Consider the following 25,171-nt stretch of genomic DNA (forward strand, 5'->3'; position numbering starts at 1 on the left):
AAAGTTCAATCTCCTTGGAGATTGGCTAGTATATGTACGGACTAATTACCGTGATTCTACTAGCAACGAATCGCACCATCATTATTTATATGTGACTGCGCCTGCGCCAATTCAATAAAATCATCAGCCAACGCCCCCAACTCAGCCGCAAACTTATAAGCCACAAAAAACTCTAACAGCGAACGATGCGCTGGAGTATAATCACCATCGGCATTACGAATCAGCATCGTCTGCCCCATCATGTCATAATGCCAGTGGTCTAAATCTTTCTCCTCCTGAACAACATCACCAAACAAGCGACGAATTCTGTCGGGAAAAAGGCGATAATTTAAACTCATCTGGTCAGTAGACAGCATTTCCCAGGAAAGTTCAGATAAAAAGTAGAGCTTATCTGCCAAAGAAGTAAAAGTACGTTCTGCTTTGATGTCTCGTTCCATCTTCCGCCGCACTGCATACAGGTAAACTCGCGACATATCCACAGGCTTACCAGCTTCAATATCTGGCAATGCTTCCAAAATTAACTCTGTCATCACCGGACGACGTGCCAAGTCCAACAGTTGTGGATTGTGCATCACATGGTCAACTGTGGTAGATTCAGCTTGGAATGACAACACCTGCCGGATTTGCTCGTCGTTGAATTTTTCTAGTTCCAGCACTTCAAACTGGGGCGTTTCGCCTGTCAGGTTGGCGGTAGACGCTTGCAATTCCGCGTTGAGTAAAGCACGTCCTTCTTTTGCTTCTGGAAAATGTTCGGTGCGACAAGTCAGAATAACTTTAGCACCGGGAACGACGACTTTCGCTAACTCCCAAAAGTTGTTGATCATTTGTTGGCGATCGCACTTCGCCGCCATTTCATCAAAGCCATCGAAAATCAGCAGCAGCTTACCCATGCTGTTAAGCTGGTCAAACACCTCGCTATTTAAGCGAATATTATGTTGCGTAAAAAAGAAACCTGCCAGAACATTCTCAACATTCAGTGCTTTGGCATAGTCGCGCAGCGTAATTATCAGAGGAAGGCGAGGACGTTCAACGCCACGTCTTTGAGCATCTCGATAACGTTGTAGTGCAATCCAAGCATAATGAAAAGCAAACCAAGTTTTTCCAGTGCCAAATTCCCCTAAAATAGAGATATGCTCCTTAGCAGGGTCATCTAACCACAAATCAAGATAACCATCAATCCAGCCGTCGCGTTCATCGTAACGACTGACTCCTATCCTGCGCTTGCTAAGTGAGTCAAATTCTTCTTTAGTACAAGCCAACGGCACATATTTTTTGTCGATTTCTCGTCGTTTCACTTCCGCTTCTAGCCAGTCGAGATAATCACTAAAATCAGCATCCTGATCTATCAGTTCGTCAAAAGTATAACAATCAAACTGGCGATTTTCTGGTTTCTCCACTTCATCACGCGCCGCCCGTGAAATTCGTCTTGCTGTTACTAACCAACCTTCATCAGTTCTTTGCGCCTCCACCGACTGACGCAAAGCCATCACATCACTCAGTCCCGCCTCACCTTCAATTCCACGTACGAGAATCCGGTCATATCGATTACGTCGTGCGGGGATGTCAATAATCCACTCAAAATAATTGTCTTCCCAAACTTCATACTTTTCAAAACGGTAGCCCAAGGTTTCAAACCAGCCTTGCATCTGCTGGGCTAAGGCTATGGCTTTACATTTCTTTTCATTTAGAGACGTTCGATAGGACGTCTCAACACTTTGTGCTGCCAACCGCGCCATCTCTGTTCTCATTCCTTCCAGTGTCGGCAGTCTTTCCAACTGTTCTTGGATACTCCCTATCCTTTTATGTAACGAACCTATCTGCTGGTTCATCAAAACATCAGCAGGTGTCCGGCTGCGCTTAGCAACTTCAATAAAAACCGTGGCAAAGGCGGCGACTTCTCGCCTGATGTTAATTCCCAAGGTTTTGATTTCATCACCCAAGACATAGGTATCGAGAAAAACATCAACTTCAGACAGAAGAATTGAGGGGTTGTTGTGATCTAGTGCTTTACGGAAAGCTTGTTTGATTTTTTCTTCGCGGAAAAGTTCCAGGAATGGCTTGGGTTTACCAACGCCGTATTCTACCAAGGCATAGGCGTAAACACCACTGAAATCAGCGGGAGGATGTTCAGGATCAAGGTTAAATTGCTTTAATAATTTTATGACTATTTCGTTACGCAGAAGCTTTTCTTTAATGATTGGGTTGGCAATACCAGTAATTGCGCTGATGAGGGAGTGAAGATTAATTAATGTCACAGGGGCGCTTTTGTATAAAAGGGACAATTTATATGTTGCTTATACTTATGTTAGCGCTTGCTAATTTCACTGATTGGGTGAAACTCTAGTTCATTTGTTCTTTTGATTTCGGAGTGGTATGGGCGATAGCCTAAAAAAAACTTACATTTTGATTCATCTGATATCATTATAGACATCATTTATGACATCAAAAAAGTCATCAAATAATGAATAACCAAACTGTTCGTACAACATTAACACTACCAAGCGAACTGTTGGAAGCAACAGATAAGGTAGTGCAGGAAGGAAAAGCCAAGAGTCGTAATGAGTTTGTGGCGCAAGCGTTACGTCGAGAATTAGCAGCGCTGAAACGAGCAGAAGTTGATGCTGCTTTGGCAGAAATGGCAAATGATCCTGAGTATCAGGCAGAAGTCTTAAAGATGGAAGCGGAGTTTGCTTCGGCGCAGTGGGAGGCTTTGCAGTTAGGTGAATCTCCAGAATGAAACGCGGTGAAGTCTATGATGCTCGTTTAGAGCCAACTGAGGGTTCTGAACAAGGGGGAACTCGTCCTGTGATCATTGTCAGTCGTGATGTGATTAATTCATACAGTCCAGTTGTGTTGGCAGTTCCCTGTACCACTTATCAATCGGGAAAGCGTGTTTACCCCACTCAAGTGTTGATTCAAGCATCAGATGGCGGACTTACCCAAGACTCTGTAGCAATGGCAGATCAGGTGCGAGTGTTGTCAAAAACCCGCTTGTTGCGTTTACGAGGGGCGCTTTCTGATGATGTAATGGCAAAGTTGGCTCAGGCGTTGTTGATAGCTTTAGATTTACCAGGGCAAGAGATAATGACTGAATGAGTTGACCGATAATTTCTTGAAAGTCTTATGCTGTAGGCATTTTAAGTGATTCTCTTCCGAAAGTGATAAAAGAGGGTTAAGTAGAAAGTAGCCGAATTCCTTCAAATTCTTGCAACTTTGTGTCAAATGTAGCAGTTTCAGTACAGCTTGCTTGCTTGTTTAACTTCACAATGAAATAGTCCGAGAAATCAGCTTTTCCCTTTTTCATGTCCTGTACCGACAACCAAGCCGTTTCTCTATTTTCAAAGTCAAACGCATCCGTTCTCAGTATTTTTTCAAGAACGTCGATAATTTCACTTCTGCTGAGTTTATAGGAACTTTTGAGTACCCAAACGAGTTCACAAAGAACGATGTTGTTGATGAAACAGGTTTCACCACTTGCCTTAACTTGCTTGATGTACTCCGCCGCAAGTCTACCTTGTTCGATGTCATCTTGAACTAGATAACGAACTAGAACGTTAGTATCTAGTCCATTCATGACAAGTTACCAGCACATTGCTCAATTGCTTCATTCATTTCCTCGATAGAGACTGCTTTCCTTTCTGCTTTATGGAGGATACCAGACAATTCCTCAACTTGAATATTCACCGGCTGAATGTAGACTTTGCCGTCTGGTTCAATAATGAAATTAATGCGATCGCCTGGACGCAAGTTTAGTTTCTCCCGAATTTCCTTTGGGATAGTTGTCTGACCTTTACTAGTAATTGTAGCAATGGACATGAGATTTCCTTACTTTTATAAAAATTCTTACTTTATTGTAAGGAGTTAACGAGTTGACAGTCAACCAAAGGCGATAAGCCAGAGGCTTGGCGCAAAGGGTATCGCGCGTACCCCAGACGGCTGAAAGCGTAACGCGTCACTCTAAAATTGATTGCTATCTAAAGTCAGTTACCGTATTACATGAATAAGACAAAAGTTGGTTTGAGATAAGCAGTAATTCAGAAATTAATTACTTAAGATAAACTTGCTCCCGTATTTCCTTAAACTACTGAATCAATGAGCAAAGAAGCAGTCAAAGTAATCTTATGGGAAGAAAACCAAAAAGATTTTCTCAAAAAGTTCTACGATTTACAGTTTATTCCCAGAATAGGAGAGGAAATTTACCTAAAAAAGGATAACTGGATAGTAACCAGAATTGAGCATGATATAGAAGTTAACGAGATTAATGTTTACATGGAATTAAAGAAAAAAGACAAGCAGCATAAAGGAACCAAAGGTTCTTCCCTTTGGGAGGAACAAACGCACCAAAACGATGGGCTTTAGAGGATGGTAGAGTTTTTTGTGCAATATCCCGATGTACCAAAAATCTAGCTTTTGCGGTAGTCAGTTAATCCTAGAAAAACAGGCGTAACCGCTACATAGCAAGCATTCTCTTGGTGTTCGGGATGCTTGCTTTATAAACTCAAATAAAATCCCTCACCACCAAAGGCGAGGGGCATAGAAGACGAGAGGAATTAAAAAACCTGATGGTTAGGGGTGGGTAGTGATGTACTCACCTGCTTTAAATTAGGTGCAGAAAAATTAACTTATGCCTTACTGCCCCAATTGTGATTCCAATTTCTTAAATTGTTGGTACTGTTTATCTTTGGATTCAACGTATTTATTTACTGCTGTTTTAGTTGCTAAAGCGTTTTCGCACTCCTTGCCACCTTCAATCAGTAGTCGTTGTTTGACACGCTTACGAATATCTGAAACAATCTTGCCATTAACTAGCCTGGTCTGCGCCCAATCTAAAATTGGTGATGGGTATAAACCATGCTCTATATACTTGCCTTCAAGAATTTCAGATAAACTATAACCGAGTAACTTTGGTATCCAATGGTAAATAAAGCGCAAATCTGAGTCTTTTTCTTCAATATTCTTATTGGGATTGTATATGCGGAAAGTATCACTAAGGGGATTAGTAATACCAGCCTGCATCTGCCATTGCCAATTGTTAATAGCTAAATCGCCATCTACCAAGCAGTTCATGTAATGTTTTGCTCCATGATGCCAAGAGATACCGCAATTAATAGTCAGGAAAGTAGCACACATCGCTCGCATGCGGAAATTCATCCAACCCATTGTTTTGAGTTGACGCATACTCGCATCAAGCATTGGGAAACCAGTTATACCCTCTTGCCAAGCATGAAATAATTCTTGCTGCTGTGGAGTCAGTTCATCTGGTTGGTAATACTCATCAAACTCCGGATAAAAGTTAGTATGTGCTATTTCTGGATGAAAATATAACCGCTGCGTAAAACTATCGTGCCAACGCAGGCGATCGCGAAATGCTTTTAAGGAAAATTCTGCTTTGGGTGTATCCGCAAGTTCTGCTGCCCGTGCCTTTGTACGCTGGTACACATTTCTCACAGAGATTGTACCAAATGTTAAATGAGGGGAAAGATGGGACGTTGCCTTCTGTTGTGCTGCCCACGGGCGGGAGAGTTTCCAATGATACCCATAAAATCTTTTGGTAAGAAATGAGTCTAAAGTTTTTTGCGCTTGCGTTTCTCCACCTTTGAAGTACACTTTCTTCGTTTCGTAAAAAGCGTGGTACTTGTGTTTGAGTTCAGTAAAACTAAGTTGGGGTAGGTTGAAAGATATCTGTGGGGTGTTAATGTGAATAGGAGTCGGGTGAGATGTTTGTCTAACGTAGGTATAGTACTCGTTAAACCATTGGTCGCGGTGATCATCGTCGATTTGCACAAAGTTGTTTAGACCAATGTGGTAGTCAAGGTTAAGTTGTTGGTAGAAATTAACGATAGTGCGATCTGCTGAAAGCAGCAGCGCTTCGCTATCGCGTTCAATCCCGTATTCAACCTGTACATCACGGTTGAAGTAAAGTTTCGGTTTGTGTCCTTGCTGCATCAATTGTTGAGTCATTTCTTGCACAATATTTACGGAGTCCCCTTCAAATAAGTACAGATGACTACCCAAAGAGCGTAAATTTTGGTCAAGGTTCTCTAAAGATTCAAACAAAAATCTTACCCGTGCTTTACCCACGTCTGTCCATTTTTGATAAAACCACGGGTCGATTATAAAACAGGGCAATACGGGGGCATCATTGGCTGATGCTTCTGCTACGCATTCATTATCAGTTAATCGTAAATCTCGTCGAAACCATATAATTCGCATGGTTCAATTGTACTATAATTTTATCTTTAGCTAAGCTTACCTGCCATAATAAACGTCGTGTTAAAAATAGTTAGCATTGGTGAGATTAATTAGTAGACAAGTCAAACAGAGGCTTACTATAATTTCAGAATTTCCGACTTCCTTCAATAAGGATATGTACTTAAAGCTATAAATAACTGTGAGGATTCTTTCCCAGCAAAGAATTCTCACAGATCAAAGATGCTTGCTAGATCAGCCTGCAACTGTTCTCTTACGCTTTAGGACGGCTCCCAAACTGCCGACTACCAGCGCACCCACAATAGTGGTGGGTTCGCCCACTGTTTTTGCTGCCACAATTTTGAAATCAGGTCCGTTGTCGTTAGGAACACCAGCAAGTAGCCCATTATTGTTAGAGCTAGTTAATCGCAGTGTTTTCGTGGTAATTCCATCCAGCCTAATGCCTTGAGACCCAATATTGAAAGGTCCATTGTTAAGAACTGGAATGACCTCAGTACTGATGTTGTAGTCAGCTTTCGTGTAGTTTTGCCTCAATATTTTGTAACTTGCTACAACCGCATTATTATCGTCCAGCGCTTCAACCAATAAATCGCTATCGCCTGCAACTGCTCCACCCGGTGTTCCACCACGCTCCCAGAACAAGAAGGTATTCACGGGATTCTCGAAAGAGACTTCGATACTTGCTTTATTTGCATTTTCACGCGTAACCAGGATGCTATTCAGATTTAAATTGCCCAAACTGTTAACAATGTCTTGATTAGTTGGGTTGGGTTTTGAGGGACCTTCTCCAAGCAGGTTGTCGCCGGGGGTATTGGGACCTCGTCCTGAATGGAGTACGCCCAGGACACTTCCATCGTCGAGCCTGTAGGTATCGTTCTGGAGAATCTTTGCCTGTTTGACAACCTCAAAGTTGCTAATCGTGTTTCCATTAAACACTACTGAGTCCAGGCGGATATCTCTTGTGGGGTCATTTAATAGATTACCTGTAGGGTCGTTAATCGGACTAGCCGTGACATTAGTTTTAAACGAAAACTGAGTGAATGATGCTGCCATAGCAGGCAGTGTGACCACTAGGGAAGCCATTGATATAGAGGCAGCCGTTGTTGCGATAAGCCGGAGGCTTGACGCTGCGCGTATCGCCATCGCGCTTAGCGCTCCCTTAGGGTACGCGATCGCGTTTGCAAAGATAGTTTTCAAGAGCATTTCACCTTAAATAGACACCAAAAATAAATTTGCTTGACTAAATCAACTAAGCAGAACAAAACCAGCTGCACAGTCTTAAACATGTACAGCTTCGCGCCTGCTGTTGCAACAAGCGAAGTTTTAAACTTCTCCACATCTTTGGTAAATTAGCTTCTCAGTTTCTGAAAGCCTTTAAATAAAGAACTTTCTTTTAAATACTGTAAATACACTGTTTTACCGTAATTTATAGAAATATCCCACAGCTTTTTATCTATGTCAATAACTCTCTTTTATCACTCTAGGCAGAGGAAAAATAGAAATCAGGGTGAACTCTTTTGCTTCATATACCAGAACTTTCCAGCACTGTCAACAAACTCTTGAGCATCCAATAACAAGAAGTCGCCCCTGGATCTTGATGTCCTATGCTGCGTTCTCCCAAATAACTCGCTCGTCCTTTTTTGGCAATCATCGGCGCAGTATCTTTCACTCCCTGTTCTGCTGCTGCTACAGCGCGTTGCATTGCTTCCAATGTATCCTGCCCCTGACTCACAGCTTCTTGAAAAGCGATAACTGCCGGAGTTAGGACATCTATCATCGTTTTGTCGCCAAGTTGTGCTTTCCCACGCCCAAGCACACCATCTAATCCTGCTTTGAGCATTTCAAGTACATCCTCAGCAGTCAGTTCTTGTTTACCAGCTACGGCTGTACTTGCTCGTAGAAAGAAAGTCCCATAAAGAGGACCACTAGCACCCCCAATTGAGGAAATTAAGGTCATGCTCACTGTTTTCAAAATGCTACCGATGTCTTTATCTGCAACAGTCGGTAACTGAGCGATCGCCTTTTTGAAACCCCGATCCATATTGATCCCGTGATCAGCATCTCCTATCGCCGCATCTAATTCTGTCAAATAATCTTTATTTTGCTCTATCTGCGTTGCAAATGTTTGCAACCATCGTAAAATCTGCTCTTTTGTCACCATACATCAAACTCCCCAGCGCAGACTTGGTGTTTTTACAGGTGCATCCCATAACCGAATCATCTCATCATCCAACTTTAGCAGTGTTATCGAACAACCTTGCATATCCAAAGAAGTGATGTAAGGACCAATCAGGTTTCGCACAATCCGTAGTCCCTTCTTTTCGCAGATTTCAGCCAGTTTGCGGTAGATGATATAAAGTTCAGAAATCGGAGTACCCCCCATACTATTGACGAAAGCTAGTACTTTATCACCTTGCTGAAAAACCGGATCAATCAGTTCCACATCCATCCACTCGCCTTTTTCTTCATCCCACTCCCGCACTGTCCGGGTGTAAGGTGCATCCTCGATAATTGATAGCGCCAGCATCTGAGTTATTTCATCGGCTGATTTCAGGTTCATGCGTTTGCGTCCTGGTTCACCGTGGATACCGATGCCCATTTCGATTTCGCGATCGCCCAATTCAAAGGTAGGCGTCATCAGCGCGGGTACCGTGCAGGAAGTCAGCGCCATCCCCATACTTCGACCATTTTTATTCACACGACGACACAAATCTGCGATCTTGTGCAAATCATACCCATGCTGTGCCGCCGCACCACAAATTTTTTCTGCTAGCACTGTTGTGCCTACACCACGCCGTCCCTGAGTATAGAGGCTGTCCTTGACTGCCACATCATCATCAATCAGAATACTTAATACCTGGATACCTTCGCTACGGGCTAACTCCGTTGCCATCTCAAAATTCATCACATCACCGCTGTAATTCTTAACGATATAAACGATACCAGCCCCACCATCTACTCTCTTTGCAGCCTCCAACATTTGGTCTGGGGTAGGAGAAGTGAAAACCTCCCCCGGACAGGCAGCATCCAGCATTCCCATCCCCACAAATCCAGCGTGCATTGGCTCGTGACCGCTTCCACCGCCTGAAATAATTGCTACTTTGCCTTGTGCTGGTGCATCGGCTCGATAGACAAAAGCAGGCTCATAATTTACTTTAATCAAATCGGGGTGAGCCGCAGCCATACCCTCTAGATTTTCACGTATAAAGTCTTCCGGTTTATTAATAAGCTTCTTCATAGTCTTGTCACTCTTCATTTAGAAGTTACTAGAACCAAGAATAAAGCACTGTTGCTCCTTCGTCATTTCTGAGAGCTTTGTAAAGTTAAGTAAAACCTAATGAATTTTATTAATAAATGTTGCAAGTACTTGATCCCCTTGCTAGCGTATGCAAAGACAGTTGGTTCTGGTAGACACTTATATCTAAAAGAGGTGCCATCGATGCTACACGTTAATCTTGGCTTTTCACTGATTCACTGATTGTAGTATTGTCCAAAAGGTATTTCTCTAACTGGTTTACACCAATTTTCCGGTAAGACAGCTAAGAAATATCTCTGTTGCTCGTTTGGCTACACTAAAGACGACTTGAGACAGTTGTTGATTTGCTTGATTGTTACATATTGCCAGTCCAACTCAAAGTTTACTGAAATCTGATTAAATACATACCCAAAGTTTTTCTCGAAGAATGCGGTAAGAGAAGCTTTCTTACTGCGAACGATTTGGTTCAACCAGTTACCAGTTATCAGCTATCAGTGAGCCAGCGCTCTTTGGAGGGTCTCCCGACCTAGGCGACTGCGAAGCCGAAGGGTTACCAGTTATCAGTAGTTGTTGTCATTTGAAATTTTGATAACTGTTCACTGTTCACTGTTCACTGACTTAACTCAGGAGGTTTTAGTTATGAATATTCAAGGAAAGACAGCTCTTGTTACTGGGGCTTCACGTGGTATTGGGCGAGCGATCGCCTTTGAATTAGCAAGGCAAGGAATAAAACGCTTGTTGTTGGTTGCACGAGATAGTGGTTGTTTAGCTGAAGTAGCCTCTGAGATAGAGATGCTTGGTGTGGAAGCTGTGATCTTGCCTTTGGATTTGTCTGAAGTGGTGGAAGTGAATATTGCGATCGCTCAAGCTTGGCGAGATTATGGACCAATTGATCTACTTGTTAACTGTGCTGGAGTTGCCCACCAAACACCCTTTTTAGAGTCTCGACTACCAAATGTGCAGGTAGAGATAAACGTGAATTTAATCGGAATGTACACCATGACTCGTCTAGTTGCCCGACGCATGGTAGCACAAGGCTCAGGCACAATCGTTAACGTATCTAGCTTGATGGGTAAAGTGGCTGCACCAACAATGGCAACTTATTCAGCCACCAAGTTTGCAATTATAGGGTTCACTCAAGCCTTGCGCGGCGAGCTAGCTAAACACAACATCCGAGTTGTAGCCTTGTTACCATCCCTAACCGATACTGATATGGTGCGAGAGTTAGAGTGGTTTCGTTGGGTAGTACCCATAACTCCCCAGAAAGTGGCTCAGGCACTTGTTAGCGGACTACAAAGAGATTCACCAGAAATCTTAGTAGGATGGCAAACTCATTTAGCCGTATGGTGTAACCGCATTGCTCCTTGGCTATTGGAAAAGGTTTTACAGATGGCTGCCCCCCAACACAGACAACCACGTTATCAAAGATTCACAGGCGCTAGAGCAACCTTACGCTGAGGTTTTTCTAGCGTTTTTTACGCCAAAACCCCTCCCTCTCCTTATCAAGGAGAGCCAGTGCGTTGCGGAGCCAGTACTGCAGGAGGGTTTCCCTCCGTAGGTATCTGGCGTTGGGGTTCCCCCCGTTGTAGCACCTGGCGTGAGGGATGCCCCACAGGGCAGGGTGAGGTTTTTCCAGAATTTTGGATGATTTGATGACTTGTGTGTATAGTCGTCTTGATGCTGAGGCCAAAACCCCTCCCTCTCCTTAATAAGGAGAGCCAGTGCGTTGCGGAGCCAGTACTGCAGGAGGGTTTCCCTCCGTAGGTATCTGGCGTTGGGGTTCCCCCCGTTGTAGCACCTGGCGTGAGGGATGCCCCACAGGGCAGGGTGAGGTTTTTCCAGAATTTTGGATGATTTGATGACTTGTGTGTATAGTCGTCTTGATGCTGAGGCCAAAACCCCTCCCTCTCCTTAATAAGGAGAGCCAGTGCGTTGCGGAGCCAGTACTGCAGGAGGGTTTCCCTCCGTAGGTATCTGGCGTTGGGGTTCCCCCCGTTGTAGCACCTGGCGTGAGGGATGCCCCACAGGGCAGGGTGAGGTTTTTCCAGAATTTTGGATGATTTGATGACTTGTGTGTATAGTCGTCTTGATGCTGAGGCCAAAACCCCTCCCTCTCCTTAATAAGGAGAGCCAGTGCGTTGCGGAGCCAGTACTGCAGGAGGGTTTCCCTCCGTAGGTATCTGGCGTTGGGGTTCCCCCCGTTGTAGCACCTGGCGTGAGGGATGTCCCATAGGGCAGGGTGAGGTTTTCCAGAATTTTGGATGATTCTGCGACGTAAGGAAGCAATCTCACAATCTTGTTTTTTCGTAACTCGTGCGTAAGTCCTAAATGGATCACTTGAGGCTCTGCTTCAATATAACTCTTGGAAGGCACAACTTCTTGTATGGGCATTTCCATGATCATCAGAACAAGAAAAAGAATGATTCTCTTTCAAATTTCCACCTTCTTTAACCTTTTTATTTGCCTTTTTGTGCTTGTGGTTTAGGTGTTATTAATATTCTGTCGAGAATAAAATTATTCTACCTTTTTTACATTATGTAAAAATCATAAAACTGTATCCTTTTGGTGCTATGATTCCACAACATAGTCTATCTTCAATAAACATCAGACAACGAAGTCTTTAATGAGTGCTTACTAATAATAGAGAAGCATTTTTCAGCTCATTGAATTCATAAAAAAGACTTGCGTATCTATAAATTATTTTAGATAGATATAGATTTAACCCAGGTAGAATCAATGGAAAGTATCAAAATAGCAGATTTAGATAACGAGCCAATTAGTTTTGATTTAAGTCAAGAAGACTTAAACTCAATCAAAGGTGGTACTACTACGCTTAACAGTACCAATGACCAGGCTAAAACCGTCTTTCCAATTCGGATTGTCCGTTATCCGATTCGCATTACCCCTTTCCCCATTCGCGTCTTCATAATTCAAATAAAAGCAGCCCCAATAGATCCTATAGCGTTGAATGAAGCGGGAAGCTAGTAACTCATAAAGGAGACGATTTGCTGTTGGCATTGCTTAAAGAAAGTTATGAACATTGTCAGTGAGTTAGCGTTAAATTATCTTCAACGTTATGACTGCCAAATTTCTGAGGATTATAAAACTATTCTGATTGAGGCATGTGAAATTCATCCACCACCACACGGCATGGCATGGTACGGTAATTTATATCGTCAGTTCGCCCGTAATGCTGAATGGTTCACTAATTCCCTAATGGTGAATGCGGTTGAAGAAGGAACTGGCTCAAAAGAAGTTTGGCAATTCTCGCAGGGCATCGAAAATCAGGAATTTGCTGAATTGGTTCGCAATCACTCCATTGATGAGTCGCGCCATTCCCTCATGTTTGTAGCGCTACTCAATATTCTGTTTCCTACAGAAATGGAGGCGGATTTGCGAGCCGAATTGCAAGCCTCATCGCCTAAATACTATCACCACAAACATCCACCCATAGAAACGCCTTCTCCTGAGAAGACAATGGATGAATTCCTGGTGATGGATGAAATTATCCAGATTAATCTCTTGGAAATACGGGCATTAATCTTGCAACTTTTGCTGCGCCCTGTACTCCAAGCCTATGCCACACCTGAGGATTTACCAAAGGTAACTCGGATGTCTGATTTGTTGATTTACGACGAAACAAAACACATTGAGTATTCTGGCTACTGTATTGGTAAGTACATGAACCAAGGTAATTATTCTTGGGTGCGACAGATGATGATTGACCGCCAAAAAACTATCAACGAAATGTTTTTGGACGGTATAGAATTAGAAAATTCTGTTGGCACAACAGTTTTGAAGAGTAGCCGGTAAACGCTAGAGCAACCTCACACTGAGGTTTTTTCTAGCGCTTCGTGGCTCCCCTTCCGCAGCTCTCACCTCACCCTGCCCTGTCGGGCATCCCTCTCCTTATTAAGGAGAGGGAAAGGTTTTAGCTACGCTAAAAGTGAGGGTGAGGTTTTGAGCCAGATGTGTGTACAAGGTAGCCTTAACAAGGGGTGGGGTCAAATCGTGGGATAAAGCTAAAACGAGTCTCCTGTGTCAGCACCAACCTCCAATCATCCTCATACCTGCTAATTGTATTAATTCATTAACTTTGATTTTTTAAAAAACAGCTTTTCAATTAGAATCTTTTTTGAGAAGAGAAACAAACATTTTAAATTTTAAATTTATGAAACATGATTGGCGTTCGCGTAGCGCCTGCCTTGCAGCATCGCTTCTGTGGGGCAGTTCCTTAGCATCGCATAGCGTGCGCAAAGCGCATTCGCTCTTTCTATTCACCTTACCCTTATACATTGTAGGAAGTTTAACTTCTATAAGTACAGTCAAAGCACAAGTCAGTTCTGATGGAACTGTATCTACTACCGTCACTACTCCTGATGGCAGGAATTTTGATATCAATGATGGAACAACAAGGGGAGGAAACCTTTTTCACAGCTTCAAAGATTTTTCTGTTCCTACAGGTGGTTCGGCTAATTTTAAGAATGCACTTGATGTGCAAAACATCATCGGTCGGGTAACGGGTGGTTCTGTTTCTAATATTGAAGGTGCGATTAGAGCACTAGGTAACGCAAACTTATTTTTACTCAATCCAGCAGGGATTATTTTTGGATCAAATGCCAGCTTGCAAATTGGTGGTTCTTTTTTGGGGAGTACGGCGAATAGTTTGCTGTTTGACAATGGGTTTGAGTTTAGTGCGACTAATCCGCAAGCACCGCCGTTGTTAACTATAAATGTTCCGATTGGCTTAGGATTTCGGGATAATCCTGGAACGATTACGGTGCAGGGAGAAGGTCATAAATTTAGTTATGCAACAGATACAGACGCAACTATTCGCACTGATAGTCCAGGGCTGCAAGTGCAGCCAGGGAAAACCTTGGCACTTGTAGGTGGTAATGTATTGCTAGAGGGTGGAAATCTTAGGGCTGAGTCGGGACGGATTGAATTGGGGAGTATTGCTTCACCAAGTTTGGTCAACCTTCGTCAAACAGATTTTGGCTTTGCTTTAGGATATTCAGGCGTGCAGAATTTCGGGGACATCCAACTATCTCAAAGAGCTTCAGCAGATGCTAGTGGTGAGGGAGGAGGCGAAATTCAGGTACAGAGTAGGCGACTGTCGCTACGTGATGGTGCATCGATTTTATCCATCTCCTCTGGGTCAAAGCCAGGAGGAACTTTTAGTGTCAACGCTACTGAGTCTGTGGAACTGATTGGACAATCAACAAATAATCAGTATGCCAGCAGCTTATCTACAGAATCTCAAGGTAGTGGTTCCTCTGGGGACTTGAGGATTACTACGGGTAAGTTCATTGCGAAAGATGGCGCTTATGCACAGACTTATATTGTATCTTCCGGTAATGGGGGTAATCTTACTTTACAAGCTTCCGAGTCTATAGAACTGATAGGGAGAGGTCTGTATAGCAGCGGTTTTTATACTAGCACTGGTAGTGGCAGTAGTGGAAATGGTGGGGACTTGAGCATAGAAACCGGGCGTTTGAGCATCACAGATGGTGCGACAGTGGATGCGAATACAGAAAGTTCAGGAAATGCTGGCAAGGTGACGATTAAGGCTGGTACTCTGCTAGTACGGGATGGAGCAAGGGTCACTGCTAGCACTTTTGGTGGAGGCGATGGAGGTAATTTGACAGTCACCGCTGATAGAGTAGAGCTGATTGGTACCACGGCTGATGGTGAGTTTTCTGGCGGCTTGTTTGCTCAACAAAATACCCAAGATGCAACAGCGAATGCGGGAAACTTAACAATTAATACCCGTGAGTTACTCGTGCAGAATGGAGCACAGGTCAGTGCTAGCACTTTTGGTGCAGGCAATGGAGGGAATTTGATAGTTATAGCTGACAAAGTAGAACTGATTGGTACTACCACCGATGGTGAATTTTCTAGCGGCTTGTTTGCTCAACAGAATACCTCAGGTGCAACAGGGAATGGAGGAGACCTAACAATTAACACCCGTGAGTTACTGGTCCGGGATGGAGCACGGGTCAGTGCTAGCACTTTTGGTGCAGGGAATTCGGGAAACTTAACAATTAATACCCGTGAGTTACTCATGCAGAGTGGAGCCCAGGTCAGTGCTAGCACTTTTGGTGCAGGTAATGGAGGGAATTTGATAGTCACATCTGACAAAGTAAAACTGATTGGTACTACCACCGATGGTAAGTTTTCCAGCGGCTTATTTGCTCAAACTGACTTTAATACAACAGGAAATGCGGGAGACCTAACAATTAACACCCGTGAATTACTCGTGCGGGATCGGGCAGGAGTGTCTGTGCAAAGTCTGGGAACAGGGACTGCAGGCAACCTGACAGTAAATGCTCGCGCTATCCGTTTGGACAACAACGGCACTCTGAGAGCTAACACTCGCAGCAACAGCACTGATCCCAATAAACAGCAAGCAACTGTTACGATACGCTCTAAAGATTTGATATTGCGTCGTGGTAGCAACATCACTGCTAATGCCACAGGTACGGCTAATGGGGGTAACATTACTATTACCACTGATAACCTGGTTGGTCTAGAAAATAGTGACATTACTGCCAATGCTTTCAGCGGTAACGGTGGGAACATCACAATTAGAACTCAAGGTCTATTTGGAATCCAGCCTCGCTCTCAATTAACGCCTGAAAGTGACATCACCGCATTTTCGCAACAAAACCCATCCTTAAGTGGGACTATCAACATTATCACTCCAGAAATTGACCCCACCCGTGGGCTATTTGAATTAACAGAAACTGTCATTGACCCTGCACAGCAGATTGCTCAAAATCCATGTGTCAAAGGTTTTGGTAACAGCTTTACCATCACCGGACGCGGCGGACTTCCAACAGATCCAAATAAAATTCTTAGTAGTAACAATGTGCGTGTTGATTTAATTAAACCTGTCGCCAGTACGGTAAGTTCAACAAGTACAACACAAAAGCAGCCATCAAAAAGTCCAACTGTTAAACAGATAATACCAGCGCGGGGATGGATATATAACGAAAAAGGTCAGGTGGTGCTGGTAGGTTATGATCCAACCAAGACTGGTGTACAACGTGAGCAGCCAGCACCTGCTAGTAATTGTGCTGCTGTGAGATAGATACGTAGGGTGGGCACTCTGTCACAGATCCCCGATTTCTTAAAGAATAGGACTTACGCACACTCTACGAATTCTTGGCGCTCTTGGCGACGCCAGTCACCTACGGAGGGAAACCCTCCTGCAGTGCTGGCTCGTCTTGGCGGTTCGATAAATTAAGCTTTTTGGCTATTTTTGCGTAAGTCCTAAAGAAGTCAGGGATCTTGTTTTTTTAAGACTCCTCACCTTTTACTCTTTACTTGCCTGTGCTTGGCTCGTAGCGTGCAACTTAAGAAAACTATCAAAAGCGTACCAACCTAACACATACCAAGGAATAGTTTCCAATTGCAATCCCTTAGTAAGTAACTGCCGAATAGAAAACAGACCCAGTCCCAAAGGAAAAAGCAAGCGCAAATCAACAGCATTATTCGTCGCTTGTCTAACTCGCTTATTCAAGTCAACAACTGCATTTGATACTTCTGCTGCGGCTTCAGATTTTCCTAATGTGACATCACCAAAAATAATTCCTAAATCACATAATGTCGCGTAAACATTCTCTCGACTTACATCGTCACCATCGTGATTGATGACGATACTGCCATTTTGAATATTAGTCCGTACTTGGTTAATATTAGGATTTGCTTGCAGCGCATTAGCAATCCGTTGCATGTCCCCAGATTGACGATGGGGGTGTGCAACTCTCAAACGCAGTCTTCCTGGAGTAGAACTGACAACCCGCGTAGATATTGGTTGAAAAACTTTTTTTATAGATCTTTCTTCAATCACTTTTGGCATATCAGTGAGATTAATATAACCATTTTTTGACACGTAATTATCCTCCTAATTCAGAAATTCGTAATTCGCAATTGAGCAGAAAAATGATTGCGAACTACGAATTTCCTTGGTGTTCCCTGGCTCAGCCAAGGAACACGAAATTAATCGAAAGCTATGCACCATTATCGAGCGTATTGTCAACAGGGGAACCCACAACATCAACTGCTGGTAGCTGTCTTCCTTCAGCAAGTTCTGCTCTTGCTTCGGCTACCATGTCCTCCCAACTTTCGCCAACTTCTGCAACGGCTCCCTTGCTTTTTTCAAAAAGAACAAGTCCGCCTTTGATGATTGATTTGGCTATGGGTTTACCAATACCTGTGACAATCGGAATGACGACAGGTGCGAGGAGTACTGCTCCAATACCAGCTATAATACCAGGTGCGCCAGCGTCTTCAACAAAATCGGTGATTTTAGGTGCCATGATTATTTTCCTCCTGTGAACGGGAAAAGTTTTTACAAAGTTGTTCAGTGTACTATCGTTAAGATAGCTATCTCCGAATAGCTGATGGTAGAACTTTTTGTTTGCGGTTTTTGAGAATTGGGCGCAAACCATTAACTCCCGCAACAACTGTTGAGCCATTATTAACGACAGTTGCTGCTAAGGGGTTAAGACCAAACAAAACTGCGATCGCTAATGCTGCTACGTTAGGAACAGCGATCAGAGTCGTGTTTTGCTGAATTATTTGCCTAGCATTGCGGGCAATTTCAATCGCCTCCAACAAACCATGCAAGTCATTCTCCATTAGCACTACGTCTGCTGTCTCGCGAGCGATTTCAGAACCATTGGCAAAGGAAACAGAAACATCAGCATAGGCTAATGCTGGTGAGTCATTGATTCCATCACCAACAAATGCAACTGTCTTACCTTGTTCGTGCAGCTCACGGACAACAGTTGCTTTCTGCTCAGGAAAAGCTTCTGCGTGGGTGTGCGTTGGAGGAATTCCCAATTGAGAGGCTACAGCGCTAGCAGTTCGTTTATTATCCCCAGTCAGCATGTGGACCTCCACACCTTCGGCTGTCAAGAGCGCTGTGATAACTTCTCGGCTTTCTGAACGGAGTACGTCACTATACTCTATCATACCTTGAAGTTGACCATTGCTAGCAACATAAATGACTGAAGTTGCCTGCTTTTGATGTCCATTGAGATCCATCTCAACGCCTTCTTGACGCAGATAGCGCTCACTACCCACGTAAACAGTTTCCCCGTCAATGTCTGCACGAACACCTAGACCAAGTTGGTAGTCCCACTTAGTACGGGAAAGCGTTTGTACTCCTTGTTCTTGAGCATAGCGGACGATCGCCTCCGCCACTGGGTGAGTCAGACGCTGCTCAGCCGCTGCAGCAAGCTCCAGGACTCGTGTTGTTGATGTTGCAGGATTTCGACTTTCGACACCAACAACAGCCACTTCACCTTTAGTCAATGTGCCTGTTTTATCAAACACAATGGTGTCAACTTCTGCAAGTTTTTCTAGTGCTCGTCCGCTACGAATCAGAACACCGTGCCGTGCTGAGTATGTTAGCGCGGCTAATACAGTTGTTGGTATTGAGACACGAATTCCAGTGCATAAATCGAGAGTGAAGATGCTGGCTGCTCGTGCTGGGTTACGAGTAAGGGCAAATACTGCCCCGCCAAGTAGCAATGTTGGTACGACTGCTTTTTGAGCAATATTCAGAGCCTGGTTTTCCATACGGGTATCGTGAACAGGAGCTTCTTGCATTAACCGAATGCTCTGTCCAGCACAAGTATCATTACCGACTCGTTCCGCCGAAATATAAATTCGTCCCTCGCGCATGAGAGTTGAGGCGTAAACGGTTTGTCCCTTTTTCTTCAACACGGGCATAGACTCACCAGTGAGTTTTTGCTCATCCAGTAACGCTTTACCTCGTAGGATAGTACCATCAACTGGAACTTGTTCACCCGGATAAACTATGACTGTATCGCCTCGGTGTACATCTTGGATCGGAATTTGCACCTTTTCGCCATCGCGTTCCACCCAGACAAACTGTCCGAGAGAACTGAGTAGATCCAAAGTTTGTTGAGCTGAAGAACGAGCCGTGCGATCGCGTATATTCTCGCCAATTTCAATCAAACTCAGCATCAGCGCAGGTGTGAGAAATTGACCCTGGACTGTGGTAATAGCAATAGCAATAAAATCTAGAAAGTCAATATTCAGTTTTTGCTCATCCCTGATCCCCTCCCAAGCTCGTTTGAAAACAGGTAATGTGGCAAGGGCGATAGTTCCTGCAACCATCACAGGCGGAATAGACCATCCTATCGGTCCACCCAACACAGCCAAAGCCGTAGCCAAACCCGAAAGTTGCATTCCTGGCCAAGATTTTTGTTCTGCATCCGATGCAGGTTTAGGCTGGGAGGGTTTAAGAACGACAACTTCACTAGCTGCTTGAATTAAATGATCCAGATGCGAACGTATCTTAGTATCTGAAACTTTGCTGGATTTATAAGTCACTGTTAGTGACGCGGCTGCACGTTTAACACGAACACTTGTCACAAGGGTGTCAGCTTCTAATAACACTTGTAGGCGCTGTGCATAATCTGCATCAGAAAGCAAACGAGGTACTCGCAACCTCACTCTTTCCGGGAGCCTATGCACAATACTATATGAAACTTCGGAAGACTTAACCTCTGGGTGTCCATTTGAGTGTCCATTACTCTCAACTCTAGAAATCCCATTTTTTGCTGCTACAGCTACTTGGGATGCATGACCTCTGGAAGTTGGTAGTTGTACACTGAGTTTTGCCATTTCTTCTCTCTAATACAAAGTTTGTTCAAATTGGAGTTTTAAAAATCTGCTGCTTTGAGATTAAGACAGGGTACTTCAGGCAGTTCAAAGACAACTGCCTTGAGACTTGGTGGGGCTTGAATTTGACTGCCCTAATTGCAAAAGTGGGCAAGACTCTCTTCTAGTTCACTGATGGAAACTACAGTATCGCTAGCAGCAGATTGAATCAGAGTGGATAAATATGATATGACCTGTTCCAAAAGGTTTAAAGAAGGTTTTTTGGAATTGGGCATTATTCCAGACTTGTAGGTAATGACAATTGAGGCTGCGGCGCTATTAACGCGTTTGCCAGTAACTAGAGGATCTCCTTTAAGCAACGCTTCCAAGCGTTGGACGTATTTTGAATCTTTGGCTATTCGAGGTATACGAAAACGTACTCGTCCTGGAATGGCATGAGCAATGCTATATGCTACTTTTGCTGGTTGCTTTGCTTTGTGATAAGTCTTATCAGGAGTATGATTGGACTGTTTTGATAAGGTAGGTATCTTGTCTGCTCCTTTCAATTGGGAGCTTGGGGATACTTGGGCTGTCTCTAATTTAGAGTCCAAAGATGTTTCCATGCTGACAAGTTCGGGATCAGATAAGACGTTTGCCCCCACAGGTTCATAACAATTCTCTTTTTCTTTCTTGACAAGTTCAGGACTAGATAAGACGTTTGCCCCCACAGGTTCATAAGCATTCTCTTTTTCCATCCTGACAAGTTCAGGACTAGATAAGACGTTTGCCCCCACAGGTTCATAACCGTTATCTTTTTCTTTGCTGACAAGTTCAGGACTAGATAAGACGTTTGCCCCCACAGGTTCATAAGCATTCTCTTTTTCTTGTGCAACACTCGGACGAGCAGCTGCTTGAGGTACGGAGGATGAACTCACTGGCTTTTCTTCTGGTTTGCCTGCAAACTCAATGATACTAGCCAAACACAGACGCATCTGCACATCTGGCACTCCAGGTTGGTAATCTATGACAATAGATCCTGCGTTCTGGTTAACTTTGTGACTTATAACCCGAGGATCACAAGCAAGCAAAGTCAGCAAGCGCTGCACATATGTGGGATTTACAGATATATCAGGCACACAAAAGCCTACGCTAGCAGAAGTTGCATAGATAATACTGTAAGCGATCGCACAATATACCTTTGCTGTTGGATAACTAGTCTGTTGTTCTACGACCTGAGATTCTCTAGATGAGTGGGATGCTAATTGCGTTGTTAAACCAGCCATTTATGTCCTCCAGTATTCCTTGGTCTGGAACAGGGTCTAATGGAAAGTTCGCCATAAAGGATAGAGCTGTATTCAAAGCTGGAGATTTAAAATCAGACCACAGACCAGGTGTTTCTACTATGGGTTGCTGTTTTAGCGTTGTTGATTTTGGAGGTTCTTCGCTAGGCTGATCAACTGGTTGTGTCAGGGCTTGGTTTGTTTTTCTCTTTCTGGCGTTAGTTTGCGCAGTTAATTTGGCAGGTTCTTCGCTAGGCTGATCAACTGGTTGTGTCAGGGCTTGGTCTTCTATCTTTATGGGGTTTGTTGGCGCAATTGTTTTGTCTGCCAATAGCATCAAACCAACCCAATGAGATACTGGAATCTCTGATTTATAGGTAATAGCAATAGATGCAGCATCCGGGCTGACGCGTACGTTTGTCACTTGGGGTTCTGTTTTGAGTAACCTTTCGAGTCGTCGTGCATAGGCGCGATCGCGTCCAATTCGAGGCACATTCAACCGGATACGTCCTGGAATCGCATGAACTACGCTGTAAGCAATTTCTGCAGGCTGTGCTGCTACTTCAATAGATTTATGCTCCACTTTCGATAATGAAGGTTGGTCAGTTGTATTGGGTTTTGTCGAAGATTTATTATTCTCTGCTTTTCGCGAAGAAGGGACTGCACTTGTTTGTGATTTTGATTGAAGTTCGTCTATAACCCGACGAGTCGCATTTGCTGTCACATAGTAAACTGGAATCGATGCCAAACCGCTGATTCCGAGTCCTCCAGTGACTGCCAATCCCGTAAATAAGGGAATAAACGAAATGCCTTGCTCTTTCCAAAAATTAGGAGATTTCCATGCAGCGAAAGGGTCTTTTAAACTTCCTGTCTGAGGCGAAGCTTGCAACGGATGTATGTTCAATTGCTGGAGTCGTTCCAACATTTGAGGTAAGGGCAGTTTCTTCTCATCAAAGTTAACAACTAAACTGCCTGTTTGCTCATTGACAAAGACTTCCCTCACGCCGTCTTGCTTTCGTAACTGTTGAGAGATTGTTTCAAATATCGAGTTATGACTACCGTCAGTAGCGCGGATTCTAACGCGTCCTGTTGTTGCATGAACAACTTGCAATTCAACTATGGGTGGCTGCATCAGTGACTCTGCACCAGATTTGTTAATAGTTTCACTTGATTCATCGCTTAATTGCTGAGACGAGAATAAATCCACAGGCTCTTTTTCCTGAGGACTTACTCTCTCGCTACTACTGAGAGTTTTGGCCATTTACCCGATTACTGCGTCAAGCCTGATGGTTAACAATAGGTTAAGTGTACCTTAATTTCTTAGGTGAATTTTCATTCTTCAGAATGATTTATAGTTAAGTATTGTTAACAAGTTGTTTTTGATATTGCTGTTCTGTGATTATATCCAAAGTACTTTCCAGCCTATCCAGAAAGATGATACCATCAAGGTGGTCATGTTCATGTTGAAAAATACGAGCGACAAAATCAGTAAATTCCTGCTTTTGCGTTTTCCCATGTCGGTCTGTGTATTCCACTTCAATTTCTTGGTATCTGGGAACTAGCCCCCTAATCCCTGGAACACACAAACAACCCTCCCAGCCTTTGACTATCTCGGTCGAATGGGCAATGATTTTAGGATTAATCATCGCAGTTGGTTCCATTTCTGGAGCGTTGGGATATCTGGGATTGGGGCGAGAGGCAACAATAAATAAACGAGAAGATTGAGCCACTTGAGGTGCAGCAATACCGACACCATTAGCTTGAGCAACTGTTGTTACTAGATCGTCAATTAGTTTTTGAATCTGCTCATCATTGATGTTTTCAACGAAGGATCCTTTTTGACGTAGTATCGGCTCGCCTAGTTGAAGAATTGATAATAATTTACCCATAATAACTTTTAATAATAGCTCTCATCGAGAAAATTTATGAAAGAGAAAATATGAATCAGGAATATTTGTTTAATTCATAATTCATACTTTATCATTTTTATTCTGCTACTGCGGGCGCATAAATAAACATACCATTCAAATGAGTGCGAAAAGCTTATAAGGTCAGCTTCTTGTGAAGTGCGTCCCTCTAGGACATGTTTGGAATGAGCCAATGAGCGAATTCAGCTTTTATACCTTTCATACCATTTCACAATCGGACCTGATAAAAATGATTGGTCTTTAATTCTTTCTCCCTGCTCCCTGTGCTCGCGTGCTCTCTATTTGTATCAAGCTTAAAGTGAAACGGTATTAGCGGTATTAGCTTCCACGTCGAGCTGGTAAAGGTGCGGGTTGAATAGCTATTTGTGTTGTTTGCCCATTACGTATAACTTCCAATTCTAAAGAAGAACCAATTTTACTCTTTTCCACTATCTTTTGCACTTCTTCTATTTTAGTGACTGGCTGGTTACTAATGCTTTGAATCACATCTCCTGTTTTTAGTCCAGCAGAAGCTGCGGGAGAACGGGGTACAACATCAATTAATAAAACTCCCTTATCTGTTGTCAAGTTAATACCGAATTTTGAATTCACTTGTTCTTTAATATCTGGAGTCAAAGTCGCCATTGTAATACCTAAATAAGGATGTTCAACCTTACCTTTTGCGATTAATTGCTGAGCAATCCCCTGTGCGGTATTGATCGGAATGGCAAATCCTAACCCTTGAGCGCCGCGAATGATCGCTGTATTCATCGCAATCACATCTCCGCGAGCATTTAACAGAGGTCCACCAGAGTTACCAGGGTTAATAGCAGCATCAGTTTGAATGTAATCAACACGTTTATCAGTAACACCAATGTCACTGCTAGAACGACCTGTAGCGCTGATAATCCCAGATGTAACTGTATAGTCCAAACCCAAAGGATTACCGATCGCAATCACCGCTTCTCCTGGTTGTAATGACTCAGAGTTACCTATAGAAACAGTTGGCAGGTTATTTGCTTCTATTTTAATCACAGCAACATCAGTTACCGGATCTTCACCCAGTACGCGTCCCTTAAAAGAGCGACCATCTTTCAGTTTTACTGTGACGCTTTGAGCACCGTTAACCACATGGGAATTGGTCAAGATTTGACCGCCAGCGTTAATAATGAACCCAGAACCGCTACCCTTTTCGATTCTTTGTCTTGGCGGTTTTGAGCCAAAAAATCGCCTAATAACTGGATCGTCAAATTCCTCGGGAACTTGAGCAACAACAGTCCTTGCAGCATCAATACGAACAACTGCGGGTCCTACTTTTTGTACGACTCCAACAACGAAGTTAGGATTATTGGACGAAGAGACAACAGGTAAAATACTTGGGGAGGGGTTATCTGTTGTCTTTTGGACTGATGTTTGAGCCTGAGCATCTGTTTTTGTAGCATTAAGCGTACTTACAGGGATAGAACAACCCCCAATAGAGATCACTGTCCCACAACCAAGCAGCATGAGCAAAATACCATTTCTTGACCACCTTTGGGACAAACGCGTTTTTGGGAACACGGAAACGGGGAGATGGGGTGAGTGAGGGAGGGAGGGAGTCACAGAGCCAGGGAGGGAGAAGGATGAGGAGAGAGCTTCTCCCCTGCGGCTGTGTTTTCCTTGTTCTGTTTGCGGCTGAAAGTCATAGTCTGTGGTCTTCATTTGTCTTTGCTTCTCCGTATGAATCTATGGGTGATAAAATCTTGGCTACAGGGGGTAGAGCAAGAATGATGACAACTCAACGGCAAGTGTTCAGATCTAGAATGTTGTTTGCACTTCCTTGTACTTGCTTATATCTTCATTATTATTGTGACCATTGCCGAGCATTGGTGGTAAAT

21 protein-coding genes and 1 pseudogene are annotated in these 25,171 nt (G+C 43.5%); 7 read left to right on the forward strand and 15 right to left on the reverse strand.

From position 1 onward, the window contains the following. Positions 1-77 precede the first annotated feature (77 nt). Positions 78-2,287, reverse strand: a pseudogene (locus tag DP114_RS32295) (NACHT domain-containing protein); the annotation flags it as partial. Positions 2,288-2,461: 174 nt separating this feature from the next. On the opposite strand from DP114_RS32295, the gene DP114_RS32300 reads away from it, so the two are divergent. Both DP114_RS32300 and DP114_RS32305 read left to right on the forward strand, forming a co-directional pair. After that, positions 2,462-2,737 carry a ribbon-helix-helix domain-containing protein gene (locus tag DP114_RS32300; RefSeq protein ID WP_169264770.1) on the forward strand — a complete coding sequence of 92 codons (276 nt, stop codon included), beginning with the start codon at positions 2,462-2,464 and terminating at the stop codon, positions 2,735-2,737. Further along, positions 2,734-3,096, forward strand: a complete 363-nt coding sequence (locus DP114_RS32305) for a type II toxin-antitoxin system PemK/MazF family toxin (RefSeq protein WP_169264771.1) — start codon at positions 2,734-2,736, stop codon at positions 3,094-3,096. The genes DP114_RS32300 and DP114_RS32305 overlap by 4 nt, the downstream gene beginning before the upstream one ends. A gap of 76 nt (positions 3,097-3,172) precedes the next feature. Here DP114_RS32305 and DP114_RS32310 read toward each other — a convergent pair whose 3' ends face one another. Beyond that, positions 3,173-3,574 (reverse strand): PIN domain-containing protein, encoded by a 402-nt coding sequence (locus DP114_RS32310; RefSeq protein WP_169264772.1) that lies wholly within the window; start codon positions 3,572-3,574, stop codon positions 3,173-3,175. Beyond that, a complete protein-coding gene (locus DP114_RS32315) occupies positions 3,571-3,816 on the reverse strand; it encodes an AbrB/MazE/SpoVT family DNA-binding domain-containing protein (RefSeq protein ID WP_171978062.1) in 246 nt (81 codons plus the stop codon). Before DP114_RS32315 ends, DP114_RS32310 begins: the two co-directional genes overlap by 4 nt. Positions 3,817-4,092: 276 nt before the next feature. Here DP114_RS32315 and DP114_RS32320 point away from each other — a divergent pair, with 276 nt between their 5' ends. Then, entirely contained in the window at positions 4,093-4,359 is a 267-nt protein-coding gene (locus DP114_RS32320; RefSeq protein WP_169264774.1) for a hypothetical protein, read from the forward strand. A 270-nt stretch (positions 4,360-4,629) separates the two neighbouring features. Here the strand turns inward: DP114_RS32320 and DP114_RS32325 are convergent, their stop codons facing one another. The 4 genes from DP114_RS32325 to dhaK all read right to left on the reverse strand — a co-directional run bounded on the left by DP114_RS32325 (position 4,630) and on the right by dhaK (position 9,448). After that, positions 4,630-6,213 carry an FAD-binding domain-containing protein gene (locus DP114_RS32325; protein ID WP_171978063.1) on the reverse strand — a complete coding sequence of 528 codons (1,584 nt, stop codon included), beginning with the start codon at positions 6,211-6,213 and terminating at the stop codon, positions 4,630-4,632. A 231-nt stretch (positions 6,214-6,444) separates the two neighbouring features. Next, positions 6,445-7,407 carry an exosortase-dependent surface protein XDP2 gene (locus DP114_RS32330; protein ID WP_246162943.1) on the reverse strand — a complete coding sequence of 321 codons (963 nt, stop codon included), beginning with the start codon at positions 7,405-7,407 and terminating at the stop codon, positions 6,445-6,447. A gap of 325 nt (positions 7,408-7,732) precedes the next feature. Beyond that, positions 7,733-8,371: a dihydroxyacetone kinase subunit DhaL gene (gene dhaL, locus DP114_RS32335; RefSeq protein ID WP_171978064.1), complete on the reverse strand. Its 639-nt coding sequence runs from the start codon at positions 8,369-8,371 to the stop codon at positions 7,733-7,735. 3 nt (positions 8,372-8,374) lie between these two features. Then, the gene (gene dhaK, locus DP114_RS32340) at positions 8,375-9,448 is read right to left on the reverse strand and encodes a dihydroxyacetone kinase subunit DhaK (RefSeq protein WP_171978065.1); all 1,074 of its coding nucleotides are present in this window, start codon (positions 9,446-9,448) and stop codon (positions 8,375-8,377) included. A 657-nt stretch (positions 9,449-10,105) separates the two neighbouring features. Here dhaK and DP114_RS32345 point away from each other — a divergent pair. Further along, positions 10,106-10,924, forward strand: a complete 819-nt coding sequence (locus tag DP114_RS32345; RefSeq protein WP_171978066.1) for an SDR family NAD(P)-dependent oxidoreductase — start codon at positions 10,106-10,108, stop codon at positions 10,922-10,924. Positions 10,925-11,377: 453 nt separating this feature from the next. Here the strand turns inward: DP114_RS32345 and DP114_RS32350 are convergent, their stop codons facing one another. Continuing rightward, a complete protein-coding gene (locus DP114_RS32350; protein ID WP_171978067.1) occupies positions 11,378-11,863 on the reverse strand; it encodes a hypothetical protein in 486 nt (161 codons plus the stop codon). 339 nt (positions 11,864-12,202) lie between these two features. Between DP114_RS32350 and DP114_RS32355 the strand changes: the two genes are divergently transcribed. The 3 genes from DP114_RS32355 to DP114_RS32365 all read left to right on the forward strand — a co-directional run bounded on the left by DP114_RS32355 (position 12,203) and on the right by DP114_RS32365 (position 16,559). Continuing rightward, the gene (locus DP114_RS32355) at positions 12,203-12,451 is read left to right on the forward strand and encodes a hypothetical protein (protein WP_169264779.1); all 249 of its coding nucleotides are present in this window, start codon (positions 12,203-12,205) and stop codon (positions 12,449-12,451) included. A gap of 48 nt (positions 12,452-12,499) precedes the next feature. After that, the gene (locus DP114_RS32360; RefSeq protein WP_171978068.1) at positions 12,500-13,279 is read left to right on the forward strand and encodes a hypothetical protein; all 780 of its coding nucleotides are present in this window, start codon (positions 12,500-12,502) and stop codon (positions 13,277-13,279) included. A gap of 358 nt (positions 13,280-13,637) precedes the next feature. After that, the gene (locus DP114_RS32365) at positions 13,638-16,559 is read left to right on the forward strand and encodes a two-partner secretion domain-containing protein (RefSeq protein ID WP_171978069.1); all 2,922 of its coding nucleotides are present in this window, start codon (positions 13,638-13,640) and stop codon (positions 16,557-16,559) included. A 225-nt stretch (positions 16,560-16,784) separates the two neighbouring features. Here the strand turns inward: DP114_RS32365 and DP114_RS32370 are convergent, their stop codons facing one another. The 7 genes from DP114_RS32370 to DP114_RS32400 all read right to left on the reverse strand — a co-directional run bounded on the left by DP114_RS32370 (position 16,785) and on the right by DP114_RS32400 (position 24,800). After that, a complete protein-coding gene (locus DP114_RS32370; RefSeq protein ID WP_246162945.1) occupies positions 16,785-17,363 on the reverse strand; it encodes an HMA2 domain-containing protein in 579 nt (192 codons plus the stop codon). Positions 17,364-17,481: 118 nt separating this feature from the next. Further along, positions 17,482-17,790, reverse strand: a complete 309-nt coding sequence (locus DP114_RS32375; protein ID WP_169263666.1) for a DUF5132 domain-containing protein — start codon at positions 17,788-17,790, stop codon at positions 17,482-17,484. Between the two features lie 67 nt (positions 17,791-17,857). Further along, positions 17,858-20,131, reverse strand: a complete 2,274-nt coding sequence (locus DP114_RS32380) for a heavy metal translocating P-type ATPase (RefSeq protein ID WP_171978070.1) — start codon at positions 20,129-20,131, stop codon at positions 17,858-17,860. Between the two features lie 131 nt (positions 20,132-20,262). After that, positions 20,263-21,390: an HMA2 domain-containing protein gene (locus DP114_RS32385; RefSeq protein ID WP_172195371.1), complete on the reverse strand. Its 1,128-nt coding sequence runs from the start codon at positions 21,388-21,390 to the stop codon at positions 20,263-20,265. Then, positions 21,350-22,648: an HMA2 domain-containing protein gene (locus DP114_RS32390; RefSeq protein ID WP_246162947.1), complete on the reverse strand. Its 1,299-nt coding sequence runs from the start codon at positions 22,646-22,648 to the stop codon at positions 21,350-21,352. Before DP114_RS32390 ends, DP114_RS32385 begins: the two co-directional genes overlap by 41 nt. 94 nt (positions 22,649-22,742) lie before the next feature. After that, positions 22,743-23,276: a peptide deformylase gene (gene def, locus DP114_RS32395; protein WP_171978072.1), complete on the reverse strand. Its 534-nt coding sequence runs from the start codon at positions 23,274-23,276 to the stop codon at positions 22,743-22,745. Positions 23,277-23,633: 357 nt separating this feature from the next. Next, on the reverse strand, positions 23,634-24,800 hold the full coding sequence (locus DP114_RS32400; RefSeq protein ID WP_169263728.1) for an HhoA/HhoB/HtrA family serine endopeptidase: 1,167 nt from the start codon (positions 24,798-24,800) through the stop codon (positions 23,634-23,636). Positions 24,801-25,171 lie beyond the last annotated feature (371 nt).

The sequence above is a fragment of the Brasilonema sennae CENA114 genome, from assembly GCF_006968745.1.
GTDB classification, from domain to species: Bacteria; Cyanobacteriota; Cyanobacteriia; order Cyanobacteriales; family Nostocaceae; genus Brasilonema; species Brasilonema sennae.